Here is a 24,041-nt window from a genome sequence, read left to right as displayed (position 1 = left end):
CTTTCCCGATCGCCCTACCGATCGAGCCGATGCTGGCGAAACCGGTCGCGACGCTGCCGGTCGCCGCCGGGATGAGCTACGAGCCCAAGTGGGACGGCTACCGCTGTGTCATCTTCCGTGACGGTGATCAGGTCGAGCTGGCCAGTCGCGGCGGAAAGACGCTGACCAGGTATTTTCCCGAGGTCATCGAGCAGGCCCGGCAGCAGTTGCCGCCCCGGAGCGTGGTGGACGGCGAGTTGGTGGTGATCCGGCCGGAGACCGGGCGGTCCCGGCTCGACTTCGACCTGCTCGGCCAACGGATCCATCCGGCGGCCTCCCGGGTGCGGCTGCTCGCCGAGCAGACCCCGGCTTCCTTCGTCGCCTTCGACCTGCTGGCGCTGGGCGACGAGGTGCTGCTCGACGAGCCGTTCACCACCCGCCGGGCCCGGCTGACCGACGCGCTGGCGGCGGTCACCGCACCGGTGCATCTGACCCCGGTGACCACCGACCCGGACACCGCCCGCCGCTGGTTCGAGATCTTCGAAGGCGCCGGCCTCGACGGCGTCATCGCCAAGCCGGCCGAGCTGCGCTACGAGCCCGGGAAAAGGACGATGTTCAAGGTCAAGCACGGGCGGACCGCCGACGTGGTCGTCGCCGGCTTCCGCTGGCACAAGTCCGGCCAGGTGGTCGGGTCACTGCTGCTCGGGCTCTTCGACGACGCCGGGGTACTGCACCACGTCGGCGTGTCTGCGTCGTTCACCGCCGCCCGGCGCGCGGAGCTCGTCGACGAGCTGGCGCCGTTGCGCACCACTGCCGCGGACCACCCGTGGGGGTCGGGTGACGACGGCTCCGGCCAACGGATTCCGGGCGCCCCGAGCCGGTGGAGCGGCGGCAAGAACCTCGAGTGGCAGCCGCTGCGGCCCGAGCTGGTCGCCGAGGTCGCCTACGACGCGATGGAGGGCGACCGGTTCCGGCACACCGCACGGTTCCAACGCTGGCGTACCGACCGGGAGCCGGCCTCCTGCCGGTACGACCAGCTGGACCGACCGGTCCGGTTCGACGTGGACCAGGTGCTGGCCGGCGACCCGACCAGCCAGCAGTGAGCCGGCGCCGCTGGCTGCCCACGAGCCGGCGCCGCTGGCAGCCTGTCGTCGCGGCCGTCGTGGTTGGTTCGCTGGTCGGCCTGACCGGGTGCACGGCGGCGCGGCCCGACCCCGGGGCGACCGGCGGGCCCGACCCACCGCCGCACTGGCAGCCCTGCCCGGAGTCGACCACGCAGCGGTACGGCCCACCACCCGACGGGCTGCGCTACGACTGCGCCACGATCGACGTACCGGTCGACTGGGCCGCCGGTCCCACCGCCGGCACCCTTTCGGTCGCGCTGATCCGGGCCCGGTCGGCCCGGCAGCAGGACCGCATCGGCACACTGGTGGTCAACCCAGGCGGGCCCGGTGTCTCCGGGGTGGACGCCGCCGCCCGGTTGGCGCTCGGCGAACGGCTCGGCGGCCTACCGGAGACGGTGCTGCGCCGGTTCGACCTGGTCGGCTTCGACCCGCGCGGAGCCGGCCGCTCCGACCCCGTCGACTGCGTCGACGACAGCGACTGGGACGCCACCTTCGGGGCGGACCCGGATCCCCGTGACCCGGCCGCCTTCGCCGAGGCCGCCGCGCTCGGTCAACGGATCGCGGCCGGCTGCGCGGCGCGCTACGGCGAGCGGCTCACCGCGTACTCCACCCATCAGACCGCCCGGGATCTGGACGCGGTGCGGGCGGCGGTCGGCGACGAGCAGCTGACCTTCCTCGGCTACTCGTACGGGAGCCTGCTGGGAGCCACCTACGCGCACCTGTTCCCGCACCGGGTCCGCGCGCTGGTGCTCGACGGCGCGATCGACCCGGGGCAGGACCCGGTCGCCGGGTCACTGAGCCAGGCCGCCGGCTTCGAACGGGCGTTCGCCGCCTTCGGGCGGTGGTGTTCCGGCGCACCGGCGGACTGCCCGATCAGCGCCGACCCGGCCGGCACGCTGGCCGCGGCGATGGACCGGGCCCGGCAGGGCCCGGTCACCGGGGCGGACGGCCGGGCGGCCACCGCCGGCTGGATCTTCTACGCCGTGGTCGCCTCGCTGTACGACCGCAGCGGCTGGCCACGGCTGGGCCGGGCGCTGGCTGAGCTGGGCGACGGCGACCCGGGCCCGGTGTTCGACCTCGCCGACGGCTACACCGGTCGCGGCGACGACGGCCGGTACGGCAACCTGTTCACCGCCAACCTTGCGGTCAACTGCGCCGACGCCGCTGTGCCGCTGGGCACCGACGAGATCCGGCAGCTGCAGCAGCAGTGGCGCCGGCAGCATCCGACGTTCGGTCCGGCGCTCGCCGTCGGCCTGCTGGCCTGCGCCAACTGGCCGGTCGCGGCCGACCCGTACCCGGTCGGTCTTGCGGTCGGTGCCGCGCCGATCCTCGTCGTCGGCACCACCGGTGATCCGGCCACCCCGTACGAGCAGGCACCACGGCTGGCCGAGTCGCTCGGCACCGGCGTGCTGGTGACCCACGAGGGCGACGGGCACACGGCGTACCCGCACGTGGCTTGCGTGGCCGACGTGGTGGACGCGTACCTGATCGATCTGACGGTGCCCGACGTCGGCCTGAAATGCTCGTCCTGACCTCAGACCCGGGCGGACGTGGCCGGACCTGGGCGGGTTAGCCGCCGGGCACCGGGCGGGCCCGGGACGGCTGCACCCGCATCGGCTCGCCGGGCATCTTCGGATGGTCCGGCGGGTACGGCAGGTCACCGGCGCCGTCGCGGTCGTCCCGGTCGGCCCACTCCAGCAGCGGGGTGATGTCCCACGGCGAGTCGTCGATCCCGGCGTGCGGGTCACCGACGGCGGCCAGCCGCGGCGGTACGGTGCGCAGGTCGAAGTCGTCCGGCTCGGCCCGGGTCAACTCGTCCCAGGTGACCGGGGTGGAGACGGTGGCGCGGGGGTTCGCCCGCAGTGAGTAGGCACAGGCGATGGTCCGGTCCCGGGCCATCTGGTTGTAGTCGATGAAGACCTTTCGCCCTCGCTCCTCCTTCCACCAGGACGTGGTGACCAGGTCGGGCCGACGGCGCTGCACCTCGCGGGCGAACGCGATCACCGCCCGACGGACCTCGGTGAACAGCCAGCGCGGCTGGATCCGCAGGTAGACGTGCACCCCGCGGCCGCCGGAGGTCTTCGGGTACCCGGTGGCACCGAGCTCGTCGAGGATCGCCCGGACCTCGCCCGCGGCCGCCACCGCGTCGGCGAAGTCGGTACCCGGCTGCGGGTCCAGATCGATCCGCAGCTCGTCCGGCCGGTCCACGTCACCGGACCGGACCGGCCAGGGGTGGAACACCACGGTGCCCATCTGCGCGGCCCAGGCGACGTGGGCCAGATCCGCCGGGCAGAGTTCGTCGGCGGTACGGCCACTGGGAAACTTGATCTCGGCGGTACGCAGCCACGGCGGCACGCCCCGGGCCGGCACGCGCTTCTGGAAGAACATCTCGCCGTCGACGCCGTCCGGGAACCGCTGCAGCGTGGTGGGACGGTCGCGCAGCGCGCGCAGGATGCCGTCGCCGACGGCCAGGTAGTAGTCGAACACGTCCCGCTTGGTGTACCCCGGCCCGGGGAAGCACACCCGGTCCGGGCTACTCAGCCGCACCTGGTGGCCGGCCACTTCGACGGTGGTCGCGGCCCGGAAACTCCGGCTCTGCCCTGTCACCCCTCGACCTTAGGCCAGCCGGCCGGTGATCGGCGGCCGGCGGTGCCGTACCGCCGTACCGTAGTGACCATGACAGACGAGATGACGTCCCTGCCCCGTACCGACGAGCAGTGGCGGGCGCGGCTCAACCCCGAGGAGTTCCGGGTGCTGCGTCAGGCCGGCACCGAGGCACCCTGGTCCGGCGAGTACGTCGAGACCACGACGGTCGGCACGTACCACTGCCGGGCCTGCGACACGCCGCTGTTCACCAGTGACACCAAGTTCGACTCGCACTGTGGCTGGCCGAGCTTCGACGAGGCGCTGCCCGGGTCGGTGCGCTACATCGAGGACCGCTCGCACGGCATGGTCCGCACCGAGGTGCGCTGCGCCACCTGCGACTCGCACCTCGGGCACCGGTTCGACGGCGAGCGGTACACCCCCCGCAACGCCCGCTACTGCATGAACTCGGTAGCGCTGCGGCTGGAGCCGGCGACCGACGCCACCCGGAGTTGACGGCCCACCCCGCTCCCTCGCGCATGTCCCAGCATTTCGGTCACAGCATTTCGGCGATTCGCCCGTTCCGGGCCTCCCCGATGCCGCACCCTGCGAATGAGGCTGACGTTGGGAGGAGCACGATGGCGACCTGTGAGGTCTGCGGCAACGACTACTGGCTGGCGTTCGACATTCGGACGGTCAGCGGGGACACCTACACCTTTGACTCGTTCGAGTGCGCGATCCAACTGCTCGCGCCGATCTGCGAGCACTGCCAGTGCAAGATTGTCGGGCACGGGGTCGAGGTGTCCGGACGGTTCTTCTGCTGCGCCCACTGTGCCCGGGCAGTTGACCAGGAGCAGGGTGCCGAGGTCCGCGACGCGGTCGGCAGCCGGCCGGGCTGAGCCGCGTATCATCCGTCGGCGTGCCCCCCAAAACTGGCCTGACGCAGCACGTCGCGCACACCGCCGAACTGCCGCCGTTGGTGCTGTACCAGCTGCTCAAGCTACGGGTCGACGTGTTCGTGGTGGAGCAGCGGTGCGCGTACCCGGAGCTGGACGGCCGCGACATCGAGCCGGACGCCCGCCAACTGTTGCTGTCCCGGGGTGACACGGTGGTGGCCTGCCTACGGCTGCTCGACGAACCAGGCGGCGGCGCGGAGCCCACGGCCAGGATCGGCCGGGTGGCCGTCGCCGCGACCGAACGCGGCCGGGGTCACGCCGGTCGGCTCGTCGAGGCGGCGTTGCGGCTCGCCGCCGGACGGCCCTGCGTGCTCGACGCCCAGGCCCACCTGACCGGGCTGTACGCGCGGTACGGGTTCGTCGTCGTCGGACCGGAGTACCTCGAGGACGGCATCTGGCACGCACCGATGCGCCGTGCGGCAGATCCGGTCGGTGCGGTGCACTCGGCGGGACCTGACCGACGCGGGACCTGACCGACCGGGCGGTCCACGCGAAGACCGGCGACCGGATGGACGTGTCCACCGCGGCCGCCGGCCCGGTCCGCCATACCCGTCACCGGGTCGGCGGCCCTGCACGGGTCAGCGCTGTCGCTCACCCGAGTTCCGCCAGGCGCTGCCGGCCTTGGCCAGCCCTCGGCTGACCACGTAACCGATGGTCAGCAGCGCGACGTACAGCCATGCGGTGCTGGCCGGGAAGGGGTCCCCGCCACCGGCGGTACCCTGCACGCCATCGATGTCCGGGTTGATCACCTGGGAGGCCAGCAGTACGCCGGCGACCGCGATCAGGTAGACGTAGAACTCGGTGCTGCGGAACGCCGACTTCGTCTCGGTGCCCGGGGTGATCGCCGGGCGCGTCCCGGCGTTCATGTCCATCTGGTGTGCCTGGCCGTCGGCCATCGGCTGCCCGGTCATCGGCCGGTTCACGGCGGTGGTGTTGCGGGTCGGAGCTTGCGTACTCATCACACCCTCCTCCGGATCAGATGAGTGGTCCTTCTCCGGTCCGGTCGACCCGGTCGGCTGACCGGGCAACCTCGGGGGGCAGTGGATAGGTACCCGGGCCGGCCCCCGGGAAACGTCAGGGCAGATTTGCGACCAGGTCGGCGACGGTACGGTTCCGTCCGGTGAAGAACGGCACCTCCGCGCGGACGTGCCGCCGCGCCGACGAGGCCCGCAGGTCGCGCATCAGATCGACGATCCGGTGTAGTTCGTCGGCTTCGAAGGCGAGTATCCACTCGTAGTCGCCGAGTGCGAAGGATGCGACAGTGTTCGCCCGGACGTCCGGATACGGCCGGGCCATCTGCCCGTGCTCGGCCAGCATCGCTCGCCGCTCCGCCTCCGGCAGCAGGTACCACTCGTACGAGCGAACGAACGGGTACACGCAGATGTACGCCCGGGCCGGCTCGCCCCCCAGGAACGCCGGCACATGACTCTTGTTGAACTCGGCCGGGCGGTGCAGCGCCAGCTGGGACCAGACCGGAGCGAGGTGGCGGCCCAACGCCGTACGGCGCAACCGCCCGTACGCGTCCTGCAGCTCGTCGCTGTCCGCCGCGTGCCACCAGATCATGATGTCGGCGTCGGCCCGCAGCCCGGCGACGTCGTAGGTGCCCCGGACCGTGACGTCCTTGGCGGTCAGCTCGCCGATCAGCGACTCGACCTCACCGATCATGTCGCCGCGCAGCGCCGGCAGCCGCTCGGCGACCCGGAACACCGACCACATGGTGTACCGGATCGTCGAGTTCAGCTCACGCAACCGTGCCGCATTGGTCTGCTCGTCGCCGCTCATCGGCGTTCCCCTTCCAATTTAGTCAGGATCTCATCGGCGGCGTTCTCGCCGGACCGCACGCACACCGGGATGCCGATACCGTCGTACGCCGCGCCGGCCAACGCCAGCCGGTGCCCGGCGGACCGCAGCGACCGACGGGCCGCAGCCACCCGGCTCAGGTGTCCCGGCGGGTACTGCGGCAGCGCGCCACCCCACCGCTGCACGTGCGACTGCACGGAGGCCGGCTGCCGGACGCCGGTGAGCCGGGTCAGCTCCGCACGCACGGCGTCGACCAGTTCGTCGTCGGAGCGTTGCAGTAGCCGCTCGTCGCCGTGGCGGCCGACCGAGGCACGGACCACGGCCAGCCCGTCCGACCGTCGCAGCTGGGCCCACTTGGTGCTGAACAGGGTGACGGCCTTGGTAATGGTCCGCTCGGTCGCCGGCACCAGGAAGCCGGAGATCTCCGGCAGCTGCAGCTGCGGCACCGCCAGGGTGACCAGGGCGATGCTGGCGTACTCGAGCGCACCGACCCGGACCGCCGCGGCGGCGTCCACCGCGGCGAGCAGCCGGGCCGCCGGCCGGGCCGGCACCGCCAGCACCACCGCATCGACGTCCACCCGCTCGGCGCCGCGGGTCGGCCCGACCGTCAACCGCCAGCCGGCCGCCGAGGCGGCCAACTCCCGTACCACCGCCGAGGTCCGCAACCGGACCTCGGCTGCCCCGTCGGCGGCCGACAACGCGGCCCGGACCGCCGCCACCAGCCGGCTCAGCCCGCCGTCGACGGTGGCGAACACCGGCGCGCCGGCCGCCGGTGGCCGGGCGGCCAGCGCCGCCCGGACCGCCGCGACCAGGGTGTGTTCCGTGCGGGCCGCCGTCGCCAGTCCGGGGATGGTGGTGGCCAACGACAAGGTGTCGGCCCGACCCGCGTACACCCCGCCGAGCATCGGGTCGACCAGTTGCTCGACGACCTCGTCACCCAGCTGCCGACGGACCAGCTCACCGACGGCGACGTCCTCGTCCGGCTGCAGCAACGGCCGGCCCTGGTCGGCGTCGCGCTCCGGTTCGGCGCGGGCCACCCGGGCCACCGCCGCGAGGTCGCCGGGCACGCCGATCAGCGTCCCGGCGGGTAGCGGAACGAACCGTCCGTCCCGGGCCAGCGCCGCCTGGCCGACCGCCGGGTGCCGCAGGTGGTCGCCGAGGCCGACCCGGCGGGCAAGCACGACCGCGGCGGAGTCGCCGCCGGCCGGATCCCGCATCAGGAACGCCTCGGCACCGCGTTCCACCGGCAGCCCGGCGAATTCCCTGGTACGCAGCTTGCCGCCCAGCTCGTCGGACTGCTCGTAGACCGTGATCCGGGTCCCGGCGGGTGCCCGGTCGCGCAGCCGCAACGCCGCGGCCAGCCCGGCGATCCCGCCACCCACCACGGCGATCCGCCACGGTTGCTGCATACCGTCACCTTGCCACCCGGGCGGTCGGGCCCGCCGGCCGGGCCTACCCGGGTGTGACGCGGGTCAGCGCTGCGACGTCTCGTGCACCAGGTCGACGACCCTGGTCAGCACGTCGGGGTCGGTCTCCGGCAGCACCCCGTGACCGAGGTTGAACACGTGTCCGGGGGCGGCGAGCCCGTCGGCCAGTACCCGCCGGACCTCGGTGCGCACCACCGGCCACGGCGCTAGCAGCAGACACGGGTCGAGGTTGCCCTGCACGGCACGGTCCGGGCCGATCCGCGCGGTCGCAGCGTCCAGCGGGGTACGCCAGTCCACCCCGACCACGTCCGCGCCGGCCTCGCCCATCGCTTTGAGCAGTTCGGCGGTCCCCACTCCGAAATGGATCCGGGGCACTCCGGCGTCGGCCAGGCCGTGCAGCACCGCCGCGGAGTGCGGCAGGACGTGCCGACGGTAGTCGGCCTCGGAGAGCGTCCCGGCCCAGGAGTCGAACAGCTGGATCGCGGCGACGCCCGCCGCGACCTGCACCCGGAGAAACTCCAGGGTGATCTCGGCGAGCCGGGCGCAGAGCGCGTGCCAGGTCTTCGGATCGCCGTACATCAGGGCCTTGGTCCGCCCGTGGGTACGTGACGGTCCGCCTTCGACCAGGTAGCTGGCCAGGGTGAACGGCGCACCCGCGAACCCGATCAGCGGAGTCTCACCGAGCGCGGCGACGAGCAGCCGAACCGCCTCGTCGACGAAGCCGATGTCATCCGGGGTGATCCGACGAAGCCGACCGACGTCGGCGGCGCTGCGGACCGGTTCGGCGATGACCGGCCCGGTGCCGGCGACGATCTCCAACTCTACGCCGGCCGCCGCCACCGGGACGACGATGTCGCTGAACAGGATCGCGGCGTCCACGCCGTGCCGCCGTACTGGCTGCATGGTGATCTCGGCGACCAGGTCCGGCCGCCGGCAGGACTCCAGCATGCCGATGCCGCTGCGCAGCTGGCGGTACTCGGGCAGCGAACGACCGGCCTGGCGCATGAACCACACCGGCGTGTGCGGCACCGGTTCCCGGCGGCAGGCCCGGACGAAGGCGGAGGTGGCCAGCGGTCCCGCCGGGTTCGGGGCCCGCGCGGGTGTGTCGGGTGTCGCGTCGTGGGCGGCGTTGCCCGGCGTCGTCGTGGTCATCGGCGCCTATGGTGTCACGGCTGCACGGCTGTTTTGCAGCCGCCGCCCCGATCCGGTCCGGCCGCCCCGATCCGGTCCTTGGCCGGCGAAACGCTGTCGTCGCGGTCACCGCCACTGGACCCCGGCGCGCCGATCCCCATCTGGTGGGAGCGCGGCCTAGGCTTTTGGCCATGGCCCCCCTTACCGCGTTGCCCGAGGCGTTCCACCGCGCCGTCGCCGGACTGCGCGCGGTGACCCCCCGGGAGGAAATCCAGATCGAGGAGGTCGGCGCCCCCCAGCGGCTGGCCCCCTACGCGTTCGCGTTGAGCGCCACGGTGCTACGTGGCTCGGACGAGGTGGCCACCGGGCGGTTGGTCCTGCTGCACGACCCGGACGGACACGACGCCTGGCAGGGCACTCTGCGCCTGGTGACCTACGTCACCGCGGACTTGGAGGTTGACCTGGTCGCGGACCCGCTGCTGCCGACCGTCGGCTGGACCTGGTTGACCGATGCGTTGGAGGTCCACGGGGCGGCCTACGGCGCGCTGGGCGGCACGGTCACCCAGACCTGCTCCACCCGGTTCGGCGAGCTGGCCGGCCCGCCTGCGGGTGGCGACATCGAGATCCGCGCCTCGTGGACGCCGTCGACCACTGGGCTCGATGCCCATCTGAGGGCCTGGTGTGCCCTACTGGCGTCGACCGCCGGTCTGCCGCCGCCGGGGGTGACGGTGCTGCCGGGCCGGCGGCGGTCGGCCGGCACGGCCTGACCCGGTCAGCAGATCTCGAACACGTCGCAGGCGGTACTGATAGGCACAGCCAGTCCGATCCCCTCTGCGTCGCGGGCCTTCGCGGTGGCGATGCCCACCACCTGCTTGCCGCTGTTGATCACCGGCCCGCCCGAGTTGCCGGGGTTGATCGGAGCGTCGAACTGGATGACCGGGCCGGTGCTGTCGTCGGCGTCCCGCAACGCGCTGACCACCCCGGTGGTCACCGAGTCGACGAGCCCGAGCGGGGCCCCGACGACCACGATCTGCTGACCGGACTTGACCTCGTCGGGAGCTGGCGGCAGGCCGGGGAAGGAACGGTCGGTCCGCAGCTGCGCCACGTCGCTGTCCTCGTCCACCGCGACGACCGCGGCCTCAATTCGTTCACCGTCGCGCTCCAGGAAGACCCGCCGGTTGCCGGCCAGATAGCTGGGCTCGACGACGTGATAGTTGGTCAGCAGATTGGTGCCGCCGTCGGCTGACTCGCCCACTGCGAAGGCCGTGCCGGTGAACCGCCCGGCGCTGACCCGGAAGACGCTGGGCAGCACCGCCGTGGCGATCGCCTCGGGGTCGAAGGCCGCGCCGACCTGCCGTTCCAGCTCGGCGGCGCGCGCCTCGACCAGATCGAAGCGGTCGGCGTCGGCTCCCTGCGCCCGGGTCAGCCGCTGGTCGACCTCGGCGAGTCGGGTGGTCAACTGGCGGATCTGGTACGTCTGGAAACCCGCCAGGCCGGCCAGGAGCAGGACCAGCAGCAGCGCGGTCGCCCCTGGCCATCCCCGCCGGGCCGAGGTGACCCGGCGGAGCTGGTCGGCCGGCGGCGCCCACGAGCCCGGGCGGTCCGAGGTCGCGCCGGGCGGCGACCAAGACATCGACGCCTCGGGAGCGGATGGCGGCTCGCCGGCGGCAGGAGCCTTCTCGGCGACGTAGGCGTCCTCGACGGTGCGGGCCGCCGGCGGCGTATGCGCCTCCGGCGCGGCATGTCGCGGGCCCGCGTCGTCGGGGACAGCGACGGAGCGTGGATCGTCGTACCCACTGGTCATATCGTGGCAGCCTCTCCTTCACCGCGGCAGCCGGCCCACCTGCCGCTGAGCGGCGATACGACCGTACCGGGCAGTACGGTGTTTGTCGTCACCTCTCGCCCGGTGATACACGATTGCCACCCGCTGGACACCTCACCGGGGTGTCGCCGGTCAACTCGGCCCGGCTCGGAGCCGACGCGCCGGTGACACCTCGTGCGGCCGGCGGCAGGCCGGGCACTAGGGTTGTCAGGTGACCGACGAATCCCCCCTGCGCCGTCGGACCGCGCAACGCCCAGCAGGGAGCGAGCCGCACCACCCGCTGGCGCAGCCGCCGGCGTCCGATGGCGGGGGGTCCGACTCCTCGCCCGGCGGGCCCGTTGCGCTGACCGCTCCCCGCGACGGCACCCCTGCACCGGTGGCCGACGACGACGCTCTCGCCGAGGCCGTTGCCCGGTTCGCTGCCGGCTCCGGTCCGGTCGCCATCGACGCCGAGCGCGCCTCCGGATACCGATACACCCAACGCGCCTATCTGCTGCAGCTACGCCGGGCGGGTGCCGGTACGGCGCTGATCGACCCGCTGCCGCTGCCTGAGCTGGGCGTGCTCGACGCCGCGATCGCCGATGCCGAATGGGTGCTGCACGCCGCCAGCCAGGATCTGCCCTGCCTGGCCGATGTCGGGTTGCGCCCACGCCGGTTGTTCGACACCGAGTTGGCCGCCCGGCTGGCCGGCTACGAGCGGGTGGGGTTGGCCGCGCTGACCGAGGCGCTGCTCGGCTTCTCGTTGGAGAAGCACCACTCCGCCGCCGACTGGTCGACCCGCCCGCTTCCGGAGTCGTGGCTGACCTACGCGGCGCTCGACGTCGAACTGCTGGTCGAGCTGCGGGACGTACTCGCCCTGGAGTTGGAACGCCAGGGCAAGCAGCAGTGGGCGGCCGAGGAGTTCGCCGCCCTGGTCGCCTGGGGCAGCCAGCCGACCCGGGTGCGGCCGGAGCCGTGGCGGCGGACCTCCGGCATCCACCGGGTGCGCGGAGCGCGGGCCCAGGCCCGGGTACGCGCGTTGTGGCAGGCTCGGGACAACGTCGCCGCCCGCCGCGATTCGGCACCGGGCCGGGTGCTGCCGGATTCGGCGATCATCGCGGCGGCCGAACTCGACCCCCGGGACGAGCGGGCCCTGCTGGCGTTGCCTGGCTTCAACGGCCGCTCGGTCCGGCGGTTGGCGGGGATCTGGCTGGACGCGCTGGACGTCGCCCGCGCCCTGCCCGACGACGCCCTGCCGACCACGCCCCCGCTCGACGGCCCTCCCCCGCCGCACCGCTGGGCGGAACGGGATCCGGCGGCCGCGGCACGGCTGGCCCGTTGCCGGGAGGTGGTGATCCGCACGGCCGCGGCGAACCTGCTACCGCCGGAGAACCTGATCGCGCCGGACTCGGTCCGCCGGCTCGCCTGGACTCCGCCAGAGGAGATCAGCGACGAGTCGGTGGCGGCGACGTTGCAGGGGTTCGGTGCCCGCACCTGGCAGGTGTCGCTGATCGTGGCGGAGCTGAGCGCCGCGCTGCGGGACCCGCCGCGGTAGGCCGCCGCGGCGGGTCGCCAGGAACGTCACGATTAAGGTCGCTGTCGACGCGGCCGGACGCCGTGCTCAGTCGTCGAGCACCTGGTCCCGCCGCGCCGACCAGGCCAACGAGTGCCGGATGCCGTCGGCGATGGACAGCTCGGGCTTCCAGTCGAGCAGCCGACGCGCCCGTACGCTGCGGGTGTACGAGCCGGCGGCGTCCCCGGGGCGGGGCCCGGTCTCCCGGACCCGCAGCGGCTGGTCGACCACTGAGCGGAAGGCCTCGACGAACTCACGCACCGTGGTGCCGTCGCCGGTGCCGAGGTTGAGCACCTCGTAGCGGCGGTCGGCGCCGACCGGCAGAATCTCGTCGAAATGGCGCAACGCCTGCACGTGCGCCCGGGCCAGGTCCCAGACGTGGATGTAGTCGCGGATTCCCGAGCCGTCACGGGTGGGCCAGTCGACCCCGGTGATGGTGAACTCGGCCCCGGTCTGCACGGCGGTGATCAGCTTGCCGAGGACGTGGGTGGGCTGGCGGATCTGCAGGCCGGTGCGCAGCTGCGGGTCAGCGCCGATCGGGTTGAAGTAGCGCAGCGACAGCGCCCGCAGCGGCATGGCGGCGGCGCAGTCGGCGAGCAGCATCTCCATCACCGCCTTGGTCCGCGCGTACGGGCTGGTCGGCTCGAGCGGCGAGGACTCGTCGACGGAGAAGTCCGCACCCGGCCGGTAGATCGACGCCGAGGAGCTGAACAGGTACCGCTCGGCTCCGTTGCGGGCCACGTGCTCGATGAAGTCGATCGACTTCGCGACGTTCTCCCGGTAGTAGCGCAGCGGTTCGGCGACCGATTCGGGCACCACGATCAGCGCCGCGGCGTGCACCACCGCACGGATGTCCGGGTGTTCGGCGAAGATCCGGTCGATCAGGGCACCGTCGGCGATGTCGCCCTGGTAGAAGATCCGGTCGCGGGTGAACTCGATTCGCCCGGTGCTCAGGTTGTCCAGCACCACCGGCTCGATGCCGTCGTCAAGGCACGCGGAGGCGATCGTACTGCCGATGAAGCCCGCGCCTCCGGCGATCAGAACCTTCACCGTGTCTCCTCTGTTGGATTGTCGTCCGTCTGGGGTTGGTCGTCCGTCGCCCGTCCGGCGGGTCGCGAATGTCCGGTGCGGGCGGTGGCACACGATTGACAATCACGGTACCGGAGCCGGATCGGACCGATCCGCCGGAGGAGACTCCCGACCGGTGCCCCTGGTGTGGCCCGGGCCACACCAGGGGCACCGGTCGACATTTGTTACCGACAAGTAGCATGGAGGTCTGCCCCGCGTATCCAGGCCGGCAAGGAGGCCCCATCGTGCCGCGTGAAGTCCGGGACGTCGTCTTCGTCGACGGCGTCCGTACCCCGTTCGGCAAAGCCGGCGGGATGTACGCCCACACCCGCGCCGACGATCTCGTCATCCGCTGCATCCGCGAACTGCTGCGGCGCAACCCGCAACTACCCCCCGACCGGGTCGAAGAGGTAGCCATCGCGGCGACCACCCAGACCGGGGACCAGGGGCTCACCATCGGTCGCACCGCCGCGCTCCTGGCCGGGCTACCCAAGACGGTGCCCGGCTTCGCCATCGACCGGATGTGCGCCGGCGCGATGACTGCGGTCACCTCGGTGGCCGGCGGCATCGCGATGGGCGCCTACGACGTGGCGATCGCTGGCGGGGTCGAACACATGGGCCGGCACCCGATGGGCGAAGGCGTCGACCCCAACCCGCGCATCCTGGCCGAGAAGCTGGTCGACCCGTCCGCGCTGATCATGGGCGCGACCGCAGAGAACCTGCACGACCGGCTGCCCGGCATCACCAAGGCACGCGCCGACGCCTTCGCCCTCGCCTCCCAGGTCAAGACCGCCAAGGCGTACGCCAACGGCAAGCTGCAGCCCGACCTGGTCCCGGTGGCGGTCCGCGACCCGGAGGCCGGCTGGGGGCTGGCCACCGTCGACGAGGCACCCCGGGAGACCTCCCTGGAGAAGCTGGCCACTCTCAAGACCCCGTTCCGGCCGCACGGGCGGGTCACCGCCGGCAACGCCGCCGGGCTCAACGACGGCGCGACCGCCAGCGTGGTCGCCGCCGAGGACGTGGCCCGTGAGCTGGGTCTGCCGGTGGCGATGCGGCTGGTCTCGTACGGCTTCGTCGGCGTGGAGCCGGAGGTGATGGGCGTCGGCCCGATCCCAGCGACCGAGAAGGCCCTGCGGCTGGCCGGGCTGGGCATCGACGACATCGGCCTGTTCGAGCTGAACGAGGCATTCGCCGTCCAGGTGCTGGCCTTCCTCGACCACTTCGGCGTCGACGCCGACGACCCACGGGTCAACCCGTGGGGTGGCGCCATCGCCATCGGGCACCCGCTGGCCTCCTCCGGCGTACGGCTGATGACCCAGCTGGCCCGGCAGTTCGCCGAACATCCCGAGGTGCGCTACGGGCTGACCGCCATGTGCATCGGCATCGGCATGGGCGGCTCGGTCATCTGGGAGAACCCGGCCTGGACCGGCCCGGCAGAGCAGGGAGACGAGAACTGATGCTGCACAATCCCGACGAGGTGGTCACCCGGGCGCTGGTCCGGCAGGTGCACGTACCCGGACTGGACCGGCCCGCCGCGCTGATCACCCTGGACAACGGTCTGGACCACCGCAAACCCAACACCCTCGGGCCGGCCGGGCTGGCCGGTCTGGATGCGGCGATCACCGAGGCGCTGGCCGGCGAGCCGGCCTTCGTGGCGGTCACCGGCAAGCCGTACGTTTTCTGCGTCGGCGCCGACCTCACCGCGATGCCGCAGCTCGTCGACCGTGAGCAGGCGCTGGAGATCGGCCGGACGGGCCACCGGATCTTCGCCCGGCTGCGCGACAGCGCAGTGCCGACCTTCGCCTTCGTCAACGGTGCCGCGATGGGTGGCGGGCTGGAACTCGCCCTGCACTGCCACTACCGGACGCTGTCCGGCGGAGCGGGTCCGCTGGCCCTGCCGGAGGTGTCCCTCGGTCTGGTGCCGGGCTGGGGAGGCACCCAGTTGCTGCCGAACCTGATCGGCATCCCGGCCGCCGCGCAGGTGATCATCCAGAATCCGTTGACCCAGAACAAGATGCTCAAGCCGAAGCAGGCTGCGGAAATGGGCATCGCCGACATCCTGCTCGAACCGGCCGATTTCCTGGAGCAGTCCCTGCAGTGGGCGGCCGGCGTGGTAGCCGGCGTGGTGACCGTCGACCGCCCGGAGGTCGACCGGGACATGTGGGACGGGGTGCTCTACTTCGCCCGCCAGCTGCTCGACCAGCGGTTGCACGGCGCGGTACCGGCCGCTTACCGGGCCCTCGACCTGCTTGCGCTGGCCAAGGAGACCCCGTTCGCCGAGGGCACAGCTGCCGAGGACGAGGCCCTCGCCGACCTGATCCTGTCCGAGGAGCTGCGCAGCGGGCTGTACGCGTTCGACCTGGTCCAGCGACGCGCCAAGCGGCCGGCCGGCGCTCCCTCGGCGGACCTGGCCCGGCCGGTCACCAAGGTCGGCGTCGTCGGGGCCGGGTTGATGGCCTCCCAGTTGGCGCTGCTGTTCGCCCGCCGACTGCAGGTGCCGGTGGTGCTCACCGACCTGGACCAGGCCCGGGTGGACGCCGGGCTGAGCTACGTGCACTCCGAGATTGAGAAGCAGGTGGGCAAGGGCCGAATCGACACCGGAACGGCGGCGAAGCTGCTGGCGCTGGTGAGCGGGTCGGTCGACAAGAGCACCTTCGCCGACGCCGATTTCGTCATCGAGGCCGTCTTCGAGGACCTCAAGGTCAAGAAGCAGGTGTGGGCCGAGGTTGAGTCGATCGTCGGCCCCGAAACAATCCTGGCCACCAACACCTCGTCGCTGTCCGTCTCCGACATGGCCGCCGACCTGGACCACCCCGAACGGGTGGTCGGCTTCCACTTCTTCAACCCGGTCGCCGTCCTGCCCCTGTTGGAAATCGTTCGCGGGGAGCGGACCGACGACGTGGCCCTGGCCACCGCGTTCGCCATTGGCAAGCAGCTGCGCAAGTCCTGCGTGCTGGTGTCGGACGCCCCGGCCTTCGTGGTCAACCGGCTGCTGACCCGGTTCCTCGGCGAGATCTTCGCCGCAGTGGACGCCGGCACCCCGCCGGAGGTCGCCGACGCCGCGCTGGACCCGCTCGGCCTGCCGATGCGGCCGCTGGCCCTGCTGCAGCTGGTCGGCCCGCCGGTGGCCCACCATGTCGGCGGTACATTGCAGGCCGCGTACCCCGACCGGTTCACGGTCAGCGACAACCTGCGGCGGATCGCCGAGTCCGGGCTGCCGCTGATGGTGGACGACGAGATGAATCCCGAGATCGGCAAGCTGCTGGAGGTCGGGTCGCAGCCGTTGACCGCCGAGCAGGTCCGGCAACGGGCCCTCGACGCGTTGGCGCAGGAGGCCCGGCTGATGCTCGACGAGGGTGTGGTCGCCGAACCACAGGACATCGACCTGTGCATGATCCTCGGCGCGGGGTGGCCGTTCCACCTCGGCGGGATCACCCCGTACCTGGACCGGACCGGCACCGCGCAGCGGGTGACCGGCCGGCGGTTCCTACCCGCCGGGGTGGCCAGCAGCCCAGCCGTTTGACCGGACGAAACGGAACGGGATGTCGAGGCCGCCGCCTCGGCCTCGACATCCCGTTTGCCGTCTGAGCTGGCCTACCTGCAGGACAAATTCCAGACCTACCGGTAGGACAAGTTCCTCTGACCCTCAATCACCCGGCCGGCGATGTACAGATCGCCATTCGAGTCGAGAACCGCAATGATCTTCTTTTGACTCCCGTAATGGGTCGTGAAGTAGATCTTGTCCGCTTCCTGCGAGGTCGAGTAGTTCGTGTTGACCGAGAGCTCGATACTGACCGGCGAACTGATCAGGACGTCCTTCTTGGGCGAGCTCTCGTAGACCTGGTTCTGCCGGAGCCGGATGCGCCCGTGAGTGTCACCCTCGTTCCAGTCCGTTGCGAGTCCAAGATCGACGTCGGGCATCGGATCTCCTTTCGTTTGCCCGGAATCCCTCCGGAAGGTCGACTTCCCTGGACGACCGAATCGGAGTCGATACACCTCAGCCAACGTGGCCTATTTCTCCCACCCGATCCGGCGCCAATTCAATGGTAGGACAGCCCCAACTACCTTGGCTAGACACAAAATTTGCCAGCAAGACTGACCAACATCTCTACCTCGATGCAATTTCCACGATGCCCGACCCGACCAACCGACCATTTCGCCACAAATGACTGACCCCCACCGCAACACCCGTTAATTCGAGAAGATGATTCACATAGCCAGTTCCGACAAAACATATTCATCGAACCGAAAGTCAAACCGGTGGAGTGAAGTGAACATTGCTGACACCGGTCCTCGGCAAGCGGGCCGCAGGGTCAGGGCGCGGTGGCAGGTCAGTTCCGACGTATCGGCGAGGCAGCCACCGGCAGTGGCGTGTCAGCAGCCGGCAGCATCAGGGTGACTTCAAGGCCGCCCCCGGGCTGGGCCACCGCGGACACCGTGCCGCCGTGCGCGTCGGCCACTGCCCGCACGATCGACAGACCCAGGCCGGATCCGCGCGCTCCGGTCCGTTCCCGGCCGCCCCGGCGGAACGGCTCGAACAGGCCCGGCACGTCGGCCTGGTCCACCTCGAAGCCGGTGTTGCCGACCAGCAGGTAGACGTGCGAGCCGTGGCTGCCGGTTCGCACCCACAGCCGGCCGTGCAGGTGGTTGTAGCGCACCGCGTTCTCGATCAGGTTGCCGGCCAACCGGTCCAGCAGGCTCGGGTCACCCACCACCACTGCCGGGTCCAGGGCGGTACGCACGTCCAACTTCAACCGGCGGGTCTCAGCCTGGACGGCCGACAACGCCGCGCAGACCCCCTCGGCCAAGTCCCGGGGCACCTTACGAACCAGCCGCCGGCCGGACTGCGCCTCGCTGCTGGCCAGCACCAGCAACGCGTCGAACAGCCCGTTGGCCCGCTCCGATGCGTCCCGGACCACCGTCGCCATCCGCTTGTACTCGGCCAGGTCAGCGGTGTCGTCGGCCATCGTCACGTCGATCTCGGTGCGCATCACCGCCAGTGGGGTACGCAGCTCGTGGGAGGCGTTGGCGACGAACCGCTTCTGAGCCTCGAACGACGCGCTGAGCCGGTCCAGCATGTCGTCGAAGGTCGCGGCAAGCTCGGCCACCTCGTCACCGGTGCCGGAGTAGCCGATCCGCTGGTCCAGGGTCTGTTCGCCGAGCCGCCGGGCGGTCGACGTCACTTGCTGCAGTGGACGCAGCGCCCGACCGACGACGGCGTACGCACCGACCACCCCGACCACGCTGATCGCCAGCAGCGCGACCAGCGCCTTGGCCAGCAGCTCACGGGATGCCCGCTCGACGATCCCGTCCTGCCAGGCGGCCGCGTCCAGTTCGCGACCGTCGGCGAGCACCACGGTGGTCCCGGGCACGAGCTGGTCCGCCGGGCGCAGCGCGTCGGTGACCAGCAGCCAGGCGAGTAGCACGAAGACGGCCAACGAGCCGACCAGCAGGACGGCGTTGAACAAGGTGAGCCGCAGCCGCAGGGTCGGCCGGGGGGTGCGCAGCGTCGGCCAGCGTCGACCCGGCGAACCCGTCGTTGACGCCGCCGGGGCGGCGGGTCCGGGCAGCCGGATCACTGGTACGCCTCGTCGGGCAGCTCCGGTCCGGCGACCCGGTACCCGGCACCGACCACGGTCTCGATCAGCGGAGGTTCCCCGAGCTTGCGGCGCAGCGTCATCACCGTCACCCGTACGGTGGTGGTGAACGGATCAGTGTTGGCGTCCCAGACCCGCTCCAGCAGCTCCTCGCTGGACACCACCGCGCCGCGCGCCTTGACCAGCTCCTCCAACACGCCGAACTCCTTGCGGGTGAGGTCGACCGGCTGGCCGTGCCGGGTGGCCACCCGGCGGGCGGGGTCAACGGTCAGGTCAGCGATGGTCAGCACCGGCGGGGCCGCCGGGGTGGCCCGCCGGCCAAGGGCCTGCACCCGGGCGACGAGCTCGGTGAACGCGAACGGCTTCGGCAGGTAGTCGTCGGCGCCCAACTGCAGACCTTCGACGCGGTCGGCGACGGTGCCGCTGGCGGTCAGCATCAGCACCCGGGTGAGAGCGCCGGAGCTGACCAGGTCCGCGCAGATCTGGTCACCGTGCACGCCGGGCAGGTCGCGGTCGAGCACCACCACGTCGTATCGGGTCACGAAGGCCATCTCATGTCCGGCGGAGCCGTCGTACGCCACGTCGACCGCCATGCCCTGCCGACGCAGCCCACGGACGATCGCGTCGGCGAGGTTCCGCTCGTCCTCGACCACCAGTACCCGCACCGCGACCTCCTGTACCCGTCCGGTCCCACCCTGCGCAGGCCGGCGTTAAGCCTGTGTGAAGCAGCTGGGATGAATTACAAACCAGTCGAATCGTGCCCGTCGACGGTGGGTACCCGTGGCGAACGCATGGACAGCTCAGGGCGCCGGCGGTGCGGTGCTCTGCCGTACCGTCGGGGTCGTCGCCAGCGCCAACCCGACTTGCCTGGTCTTCTCGCCACGCGCCAGCGCGAGAGCCAACTCGGTGGCGGTGGTGGCCATCGCAACCAACGGTTGGTCGATGGTGGTCAACGGAGGATCCACCAGCTCAGCCAATGGCGAATTGTCGAAACCCACCACGCTGAGGCCGACGGGATGCGCAGGCCGGCCTTTCACCCGGTACGACAGCAAGGTCGAGCAGGACCTCCTCAACACCTTCGATCGGGCGTACGACACCTTCATCTCCCGCGACATCCCGGTGGTCATCGGCGAGTGGGCCCTGCTCAGCTACGACTCAACCCCTTCGCCGGCAAAGCCACCAGCGGCGCCACCTGGACCTCCAACTCCTCTACCAAGGCCGCTCCCCAACTCCGGCGGCGACTACGGACTCCTGCCCTACCGGCCGGGCGTGCTGACCCTACCGGTGGTTCTTCCGCTGCTACCGACGTTGGCGGTCGGCGTCGACGACCGCACGACACCGGCCAGTGGATCCTCATCGCGTTGATCCAGCTTCTTCGTCCTGGACGGTACGTCCGGCCCGAACCGCTTCGGTCCCGACCCGAAGGACCCGCCGCAGTCGGCTGACGCGGGTACGACTCCCGTTGCCTCCGATGTGGTCAGACCGGATACTCAGCTGCGCCGGCCGACACCACGTCGGGTGGTGGACCGTCCGCCGGGAACGTCACCGACAAAGCCCGTGCCGCCCGGCGGATCGTTGTCCGGATCGTCCAGCCCGGAAATCCAGCCGGTCACGTCGCGCGCCACGTCCTGCGCGGTCAGCCGCAGCTCGGCGAGGATCTGCGTCCGGCTGCCGTGCGGATGCCAGTCGGCCGGTACACCGAGATCACGCAGCGGCACCGGCACGTCGGCATCGCGCAGCGCCTTGGCAACGGCGTCCCCGACACCGCCGGTACGTACCCCGTCCTCGACGGTGACCACCAGCCGGTGCGCGGCGGCGAGCTCGACCAGCTCGGCGGCGACCGGACGGACCCAGCGCGGGTCAACCACGGTCACCCCGTAGCCCTGCTCGGCGACCCGGGCCGCCACGTCGACGCCGAGGTGTCCGAACGCGCCGACGGCGACCAGTAGCACATCGTGCCGGTCGGACTCGACCAGCACGTCCACCCCGCCAACCCGACGTAGCGCCGGCAGGTCGGCGGCGACCGAACCGGTCGGGAAGCGCACCAGGGTCGGGCCGTCGTCGACCGCCACCGCCTCGCGTAGCTCCTCACGCAGGGTCGCCGCGTCCCGGGGAGCGGCGATCCGCAGCCCTGGCACCACGCCGAAGACCGACATGTCCCAGATGCCGTAGTGGCTAGGCCCGTCCGGGCCGGTCACTCCGGCCCGGTCCAGCACGAAGGTCACCGGCAGCTTGTGCATCGCCACGTCCAGCAGGACCTGGTCGAACGCCCGGTTGAGGAACGTCGCGTAGACCGCGACGACCGGGTGCAGTCCGCCCATCGCCAGCCCGGCGGCCGAGGTGGTGGCGTGCTGCTCGGCGATACCGACGTCGTACACCCGGTGCGGGTACTTGCGGGCCAGCGACGCGATGCCGGTCGGCTCGGCCATCGCCGCGGTGATCCCGACGACGTCGGGCCGCTCGTCGGCGACCGCCACCACCTCGTCGGCGAAGACGTGGGTCCACTTCACCGCCGGGGCGGCCAGCAGCTTGCCGGTCTCCACATCGAAAGCGCTGCTCGGACCATGCAGGCAGTCGGCCTCGTCCTCCTCGGCCGGCCGGTAGCCGTACCCCTTGCGGGTCACCACGTGCACAATGACCGGACCGCCGAAACCCTTGGCCCGCTGCAACGCCGACTCGACGGCGGCCAGCTCGTGGCCGTCGATCGGGCCGACGTACTTGATGCCGAGATCCTCGAACATGGTCTGCGGCGCGACCGCGTCCTTGATGCCCTTCTTGACCGCGTGCAGCACCTCGTACATCGGCCGGCCGACCATCGGGGTGGCGCCGAGGGTGTCCTTGACCAGGTCGAGGACCTTCTCGTAGCCGGGGTTGAGCCGTAGCGCCGCCAGGTGGTCGGCCAGACCACCGATGGTCGGCGCGTACGACCGGCCGTTGTCGTTGACCACGATGACCAGCGGGTTGCGGGCACCGGCGATGTTGTTCAGCGCTTCCCAGCACATGCCGCCGGTCAGCGCCCCGTCGCCGACGACGGCGACCACGCTGCGCGCCTCGCCGCGCAACGCGTACGCCTTGGCCAGACCATCCGCATAGGACAGTGCGGTGGAGGCGTGCGAGTTCTCGATCAGGTCGTGCTCGCTCTCGGCCTGGCTCGGATAGCCGGACAGGCCACCGCGCTGGCGGAGCTGGTCGAAGGCGGCCTGCCGGCCGGTCAGGATCTTGTGTACGTACGCCTGGTGACCGGTGTCGAACAGGAACCGGTCCCGAGGTGAGTCGAAGACCCGGTGCATGGCGATGGTCAGCTCCACCACACCGAGGTTGGGTCCCAGGTGCCCGCCGGTGCGGGACACCTTGGCGACCAGGAAGTCGCGGATCTCGGCGGACAGCACCGCCAACTCGTCGGCGGAGAGCCGCTTGACGTCCTGAGGTGTGCGGACGGTGGCCAGCAAGCGGCCGTCGGATCCTGCCTCTGCCTGGCTCAATTTCGCTCCCAACTGCCCGGCGCGCGCCGATGTGCGGCGCTGGGCGGCTACCCGGCGGCGGCGTACGCTCCGGCCCGCGTACTGCGTCCGCCCATGACCGCAGAGTCTATCGGGATCGCGCCGCTGCGCAGCGCCGCCGACCAGTCGACGTGCGACCTGCCGGCCTGCCGGCGGATCCGGCCGACCGGGGTCATCGACCGGCGGCCGGGGTGAGCAGGGCGACGCACTCGACGTGCCGGGTCATCGGGAAGCAGTCGTAGCCGTGCAACGCCGTCAGCGACCAGCCGAGGTCGCGGAAGGTGCGCACGTCCCGGGCGAGCGCGGCCGGGTCGCAGGCAACGTAGGCGATGGCCCGCCGGGTGGCCGCTGCGATCCCGGCGACCACCCGGGCGCCCGCACCGGCCCGGGGTGGATCGAGCACCACCAGGTCGACCGGTCCGGTGATCCGGCGGCGGGTCAGCGCCGTCTCCACCCGGGCCGCGACCACCTCGATCCGGGGCAGGTCGGCCAGGTTGAGTCGGGCCGCAGCCACCCCGGCGGGCGACGATTCGACCATCGTGACCCGCCCGTGCGGCCCGGTCCGGCCGGCCACCGCGGCGGCGAACAGACCGGCACCACCGTACAGGTCCCACGCCGACTCGCCGGGACGGGGACGCAGCAGGTCCAGCACCGAGGTGACCAGGGTATCGGCGGCCGCCGGGTGCACCTGCCAGAACGCCCCGGCCGGCAACTGCCAGCGGCGGCCGGCGGCGGATTCGGTGATCTGCGTCACCGGACCGGGCAGCGCGTCGGACACCGCGTCGGGCAGGTCCGACTGCGCACCGGACCCAGCGCCGGACGTCCCCGCCGACCGGGGTGACGACCCGCCGACCGGGGTGACGACGACCTCGCCGGCGGTCGAGGCGACCACCTCGACCGCGTCGACACCCGGCCACCGACGTCCGCTTGCCGGCACCACGGGTGCCGCCTGCACGGTCGGGTGGGCGATCAGGCAGCGGTCCACCGGTACCACCTCGTGTGACCGGTGCTTGAGCAGGCCGGCCCGGTCCGCGGCGTCGACGGTGTAGCGCACCCGGGTCCGCCAGCCGAGCGGTCCACCCGGCAGCGGCCGGACCTGCGGCGCCAACCCGTCGACCTCGGTTTCGGTCAGCCCACCGAGCCGCCGCAACTGCTCCCGGACCACCGCCTCCTTCCAGGCCAGCTGACCGGCCACGGTGACGTGCTGCAGATCGCAGCCACCGCAACGGCCGGCGCCGGCGTACCGGCAGGGCGGCTCGACCCGGTCCGGGGCCGGTTCGTGCACGGTCACCGCGTCACCGCGCAGGTAGCCCCGGTGCGTCTCGGTGATCTCGATGGTGACCAGTTCGCCCGGCAGGGCGTGCCGGACGAAGACCACCTGGCCGTCGACCCGGGCGACGCAGTGCCCGCCGTGCGCCACAGCGCCCACCCGTACCGTCGTCCGATTGCCTTCCGCCAGGTCGGCCCGTGCTGGACTCCCGGCCCCTGCTGAACTCACGGCG

At 71.7% G+C, this 24,041-nt stretch carries 23 protein-coding genes; 10 read left to right on the top strand and 13 right to left on the bottom strand.

What is annotated here, in order from left to right; translation table 11 throughout:
* The first annotated feature begins 29 nt into the window (after positions 1-29).
* On the top strand, positions 30-1,082 hold the full coding sequence (locus tag ACFHW1_RS21315) for an ATP-dependent DNA ligase (RefSeq protein WP_416590822.1): 1,053 nt from the start codon (positions 30-32) through the stop codon (positions 1,080-1,082).
* On the top strand, positions 1,079-2,635 hold the full coding sequence (locus ACFHW1_RS21310; RefSeq protein ID WP_416615970.1) for an alpha/beta hydrolase: 1,557 nt from the start codon (positions 1,079-1,081) through the stop codon (positions 2,633-2,635). The genes ACFHW1_RS21315 and ACFHW1_RS21310 overlap by 4 nt, the downstream gene beginning before the upstream one ends.
* A 37-nt stretch (positions 2,636-2,672) precedes the next feature.
* Here the strand turns inward: ACFHW1_RS21310 and ligD are convergent, their stop codons facing one another.
* Complete coding sequence (ligD, locus tag ACFHW1_RS21305; protein WP_416555714.1) at positions 2,673-3,710, bottom strand: non-homologous end-joining DNA ligase; 1,038 nt, start codon at positions 3,708-3,710, stop codon at positions 2,673-2,675.
* Positions 3,711-3,779: 69 nt separating this feature from the next.
* On the opposite strand from ligD, the gene msrB reads away from it, so the two are divergent.
* The 3 genes from msrB (at position 3,780) to ACFHW1_RS21290 (ending at position 5,115) form a co-directional block, all read left to right on the top strand.
* Positions 3,780-4,202, top strand: a complete 423-nt coding sequence (msrB, locus tag ACFHW1_RS21300; RefSeq protein WP_416555715.1) for a peptide-methionine (R)-S-oxide reductase MsrB — start codon at positions 3,780-3,782, stop codon at positions 4,200-4,202.
* Positions 4,203-4,324: 122 nt separating this feature from the next.
* Positions 4,325-4,585, top strand: coding sequence for a Prokaryotic metallothionein (locus ACFHW1_RS21295; protein ID WP_278168181.1), 261 nt, complete (start codon positions 4,325-4,327; stop codon positions 4,583-4,585).
* A gap of 20 nt (positions 4,586-4,605) precedes the next feature.
* Positions 4,606-5,115 (top strand): GNAT family N-acetyltransferase, encoded by a 510-nt coding sequence (locus ACFHW1_RS21290; protein ID WP_416615968.1) that lies wholly within the window; start codon positions 4,606-4,608, stop codon positions 5,113-5,115.
* A gap of 105 nt (positions 5,116-5,220) precedes the next feature.
* Here the strand turns inward: ACFHW1_RS21290 and ACFHW1_RS21285 are convergent, their stop codons facing one another.
* From ACFHW1_RS21285 to hemE, 4 genes are all read right to left on the bottom strand, one after another.
* On the bottom strand, positions 5,221-5,601 hold the full coding sequence (locus ACFHW1_RS21285; RefSeq protein WP_416555717.1) for a hypothetical protein: 381 nt from the start codon (positions 5,599-5,601) through the stop codon (positions 5,221-5,223).
* 115 nt (positions 5,602-5,716) lie between these two features.
* On the bottom strand, positions 5,717-6,424 hold the full coding sequence (hemQ, locus tag ACFHW1_RS21280; protein WP_416555718.1) for a hydrogen peroxide-dependent heme synthase: 708 nt from the start codon (positions 6,422-6,424) through the stop codon (positions 5,717-5,719).
* Positions 6,421-7,851 carry a protoporphyrinogen oxidase gene (gene hemG / locus ACFHW1_RS21275; RefSeq protein WP_416555719.1) on the bottom strand — a complete coding sequence of 477 codons (1,431 nt, stop codon included), beginning with the start codon at positions 7,849-7,851 and terminating at the stop codon, positions 6,421-6,423. Before hemG ends, hemQ begins: the two co-directional genes overlap by 4 nt.
* Before the next feature lie 63 nt (positions 7,852-7,914).
* Positions 7,915-9,021 carry a uroporphyrinogen decarboxylase gene (hemE, locus tag ACFHW1_RS21270; RefSeq protein ID WP_416555720.1) on the bottom strand — a complete coding sequence of 369 codons (1,107 nt, stop codon included), beginning with the start codon at positions 9,019-9,021 and terminating at the stop codon, positions 7,915-7,917.
* Between the two features lie 170 nt (positions 9,022-9,191).
* Between hemE and ACFHW1_RS21265 the strand changes: the two genes are divergently transcribed.
* Complete coding sequence (locus ACFHW1_RS21265; RefSeq protein WP_416555721.1) at positions 9,192-9,767, top strand: DUF3000 domain-containing protein; 576 nt, start codon at positions 9,192-9,194, stop codon at positions 9,765-9,767.
* Between the two features lie 5 nt (positions 9,768-9,772).
* Here ACFHW1_RS21265 and ACFHW1_RS21260 read toward each other — a convergent pair whose 3' ends face one another.
* A complete protein-coding gene (locus ACFHW1_RS21260; protein WP_416615965.1) occupies positions 9,773-10,804 on the bottom strand; it encodes a S1C family serine protease in 1,032 nt (343 codons plus the stop codon).
* A 229-nt stretch (positions 10,805-11,033) separates the two neighbouring features.
* Between ACFHW1_RS21260 and ACFHW1_RS21255 the strand changes: the two genes are divergently transcribed.
* The gene (locus ACFHW1_RS21255) at positions 11,034-12,356 is read left to right on the top strand and encodes an HRDC domain-containing protein (RefSeq protein WP_416555723.1); all 1,323 of its coding nucleotides are present in this window, start codon (positions 11,034-11,036) and stop codon (positions 12,354-12,356) included.
* Between the two features lie 66 nt (positions 12,357-12,422).
* On the opposite strand, the gene galE is transcribed toward ACFHW1_RS21255, so the two are convergent.
* Positions 12,423-13,424 (bottom strand): UDP-glucose 4-epimerase GalE, encoded by a 1,002-nt coding sequence (gene galE / locus ACFHW1_RS21250; protein WP_416555724.1) that lies wholly within the window; start codon positions 13,422-13,424, stop codon positions 12,423-12,425.
* 263 nt (positions 13,425-13,687) lie between these two features.
* Between galE and ACFHW1_RS21245 the strand changes: the two genes are divergently transcribed.
* Positions 13,688-14,899, top strand: a complete 1,212-nt coding sequence (locus tag ACFHW1_RS21245; RefSeq protein WP_416568395.1) for a thiolase family protein — start codon at positions 13,688-13,690, stop codon at positions 14,897-14,899.
* Positions 14,899-16,965, top strand: coding sequence for a 3-hydroxyacyl-CoA dehydrogenase NAD-binding domain-containing protein (locus ACFHW1_RS21240; RefSeq protein WP_416615964.1), 2,067 nt, complete (start codon positions 14,899-14,901; stop codon positions 16,963-16,965). Before ACFHW1_RS21245 ends, ACFHW1_RS21240 begins: the two co-directional genes overlap by 1 nt.
* Before the next feature lie 95 nt (positions 16,966-17,060).
* Here the strand turns inward: ACFHW1_RS21240 and ACFHW1_RS21235 are convergent, their stop codons facing one another.
* The 4 genes from ACFHW1_RS21235 to ACFHW1_RS21220 all read right to left on the bottom strand — a co-directional run bounded on the left by ACFHW1_RS21235 (position 17,061) and on the right by ACFHW1_RS21220 (position 20,004).
* Positions 17,061-17,363, bottom strand: a complete 303-nt coding sequence (locus ACFHW1_RS21235) for a DUF6342 family protein (RefSeq protein WP_416555727.1) — start codon at positions 17,361-17,363, stop codon at positions 17,061-17,063.
* 410 nt (positions 17,364-17,773) lie between these two features.
* Complete coding sequence (locus ACFHW1_RS21230) at positions 17,774-18,949, bottom strand: sensor histidine kinase (protein ID WP_416555765.1); 1,176 nt, start codon at positions 18,947-18,949, stop codon at positions 17,774-17,776.
* A gap of 68 nt (positions 18,950-19,017) precedes the next feature.
* Entirely contained in the window at positions 19,018-19,704 is a 687-nt protein-coding gene (locus tag ACFHW1_RS21225) for a response regulator transcription factor (RefSeq protein ID WP_416555728.1), read from the bottom strand.
* A 135-nt stretch (positions 19,705-19,839) separates the two neighbouring features.
* A complete protein-coding gene (locus tag ACFHW1_RS21220; protein WP_416615997.1) occupies positions 19,840-20,004 on the bottom strand; it encodes a substrate-binding domain-containing protein in 165 nt (54 codons plus the stop codon).
* Between ACFHW1_RS21220 and ACFHW1_RS21215 the strand changes: the two genes are divergently transcribed.
* Entirely contained in the window at positions 19,955-20,404 is a 450-nt protein-coding gene (locus tag ACFHW1_RS21215) for a hypothetical protein (RefSeq protein ID WP_416555772.1), read from the top strand. The genes ACFHW1_RS21220 and ACFHW1_RS21215 overlap by 50 nt on opposite strands.
* 125 nt (positions 20,405-20,529) lie before the next feature.
* On the opposite strand, the gene dxs is transcribed toward ACFHW1_RS21215, so the two are convergent.
* Positions 20,530-22,521, bottom strand: coding sequence for a 1-deoxy-D-xylulose-5-phosphate synthase (gene dxs, locus ACFHW1_RS21210; RefSeq protein WP_416615962.1), 1,992 nt, complete (start codon positions 22,519-22,521; stop codon positions 20,530-20,532).
* A gap of 190 nt (positions 22,522-22,711) precedes the next feature.
* Positions 22,712-24,037 (bottom strand): class I SAM-dependent RNA methyltransferase, encoded by a 1,326-nt coding sequence (locus ACFHW1_RS21205; RefSeq protein WP_416555730.1) that lies wholly within the window; start codon positions 24,035-24,037, stop codon positions 22,712-22,714.
* Positions 24,038-24,041 lie beyond the last annotated feature (4 nt).

Source organism: Micromonospora sp. LOL_014, from assembly GCF_048060245.1.
Taxonomy (GTDB): Bacteria; Actinomycetota; Actinomycetes; order Mycobacteriales; family Micromonosporaceae; genus Micromonospora_E.
The sequence above is the reverse complement of the archived record's forward strand: the minus strand, read 5'-3'. Positions and strand labels throughout refer to the sequence as shown.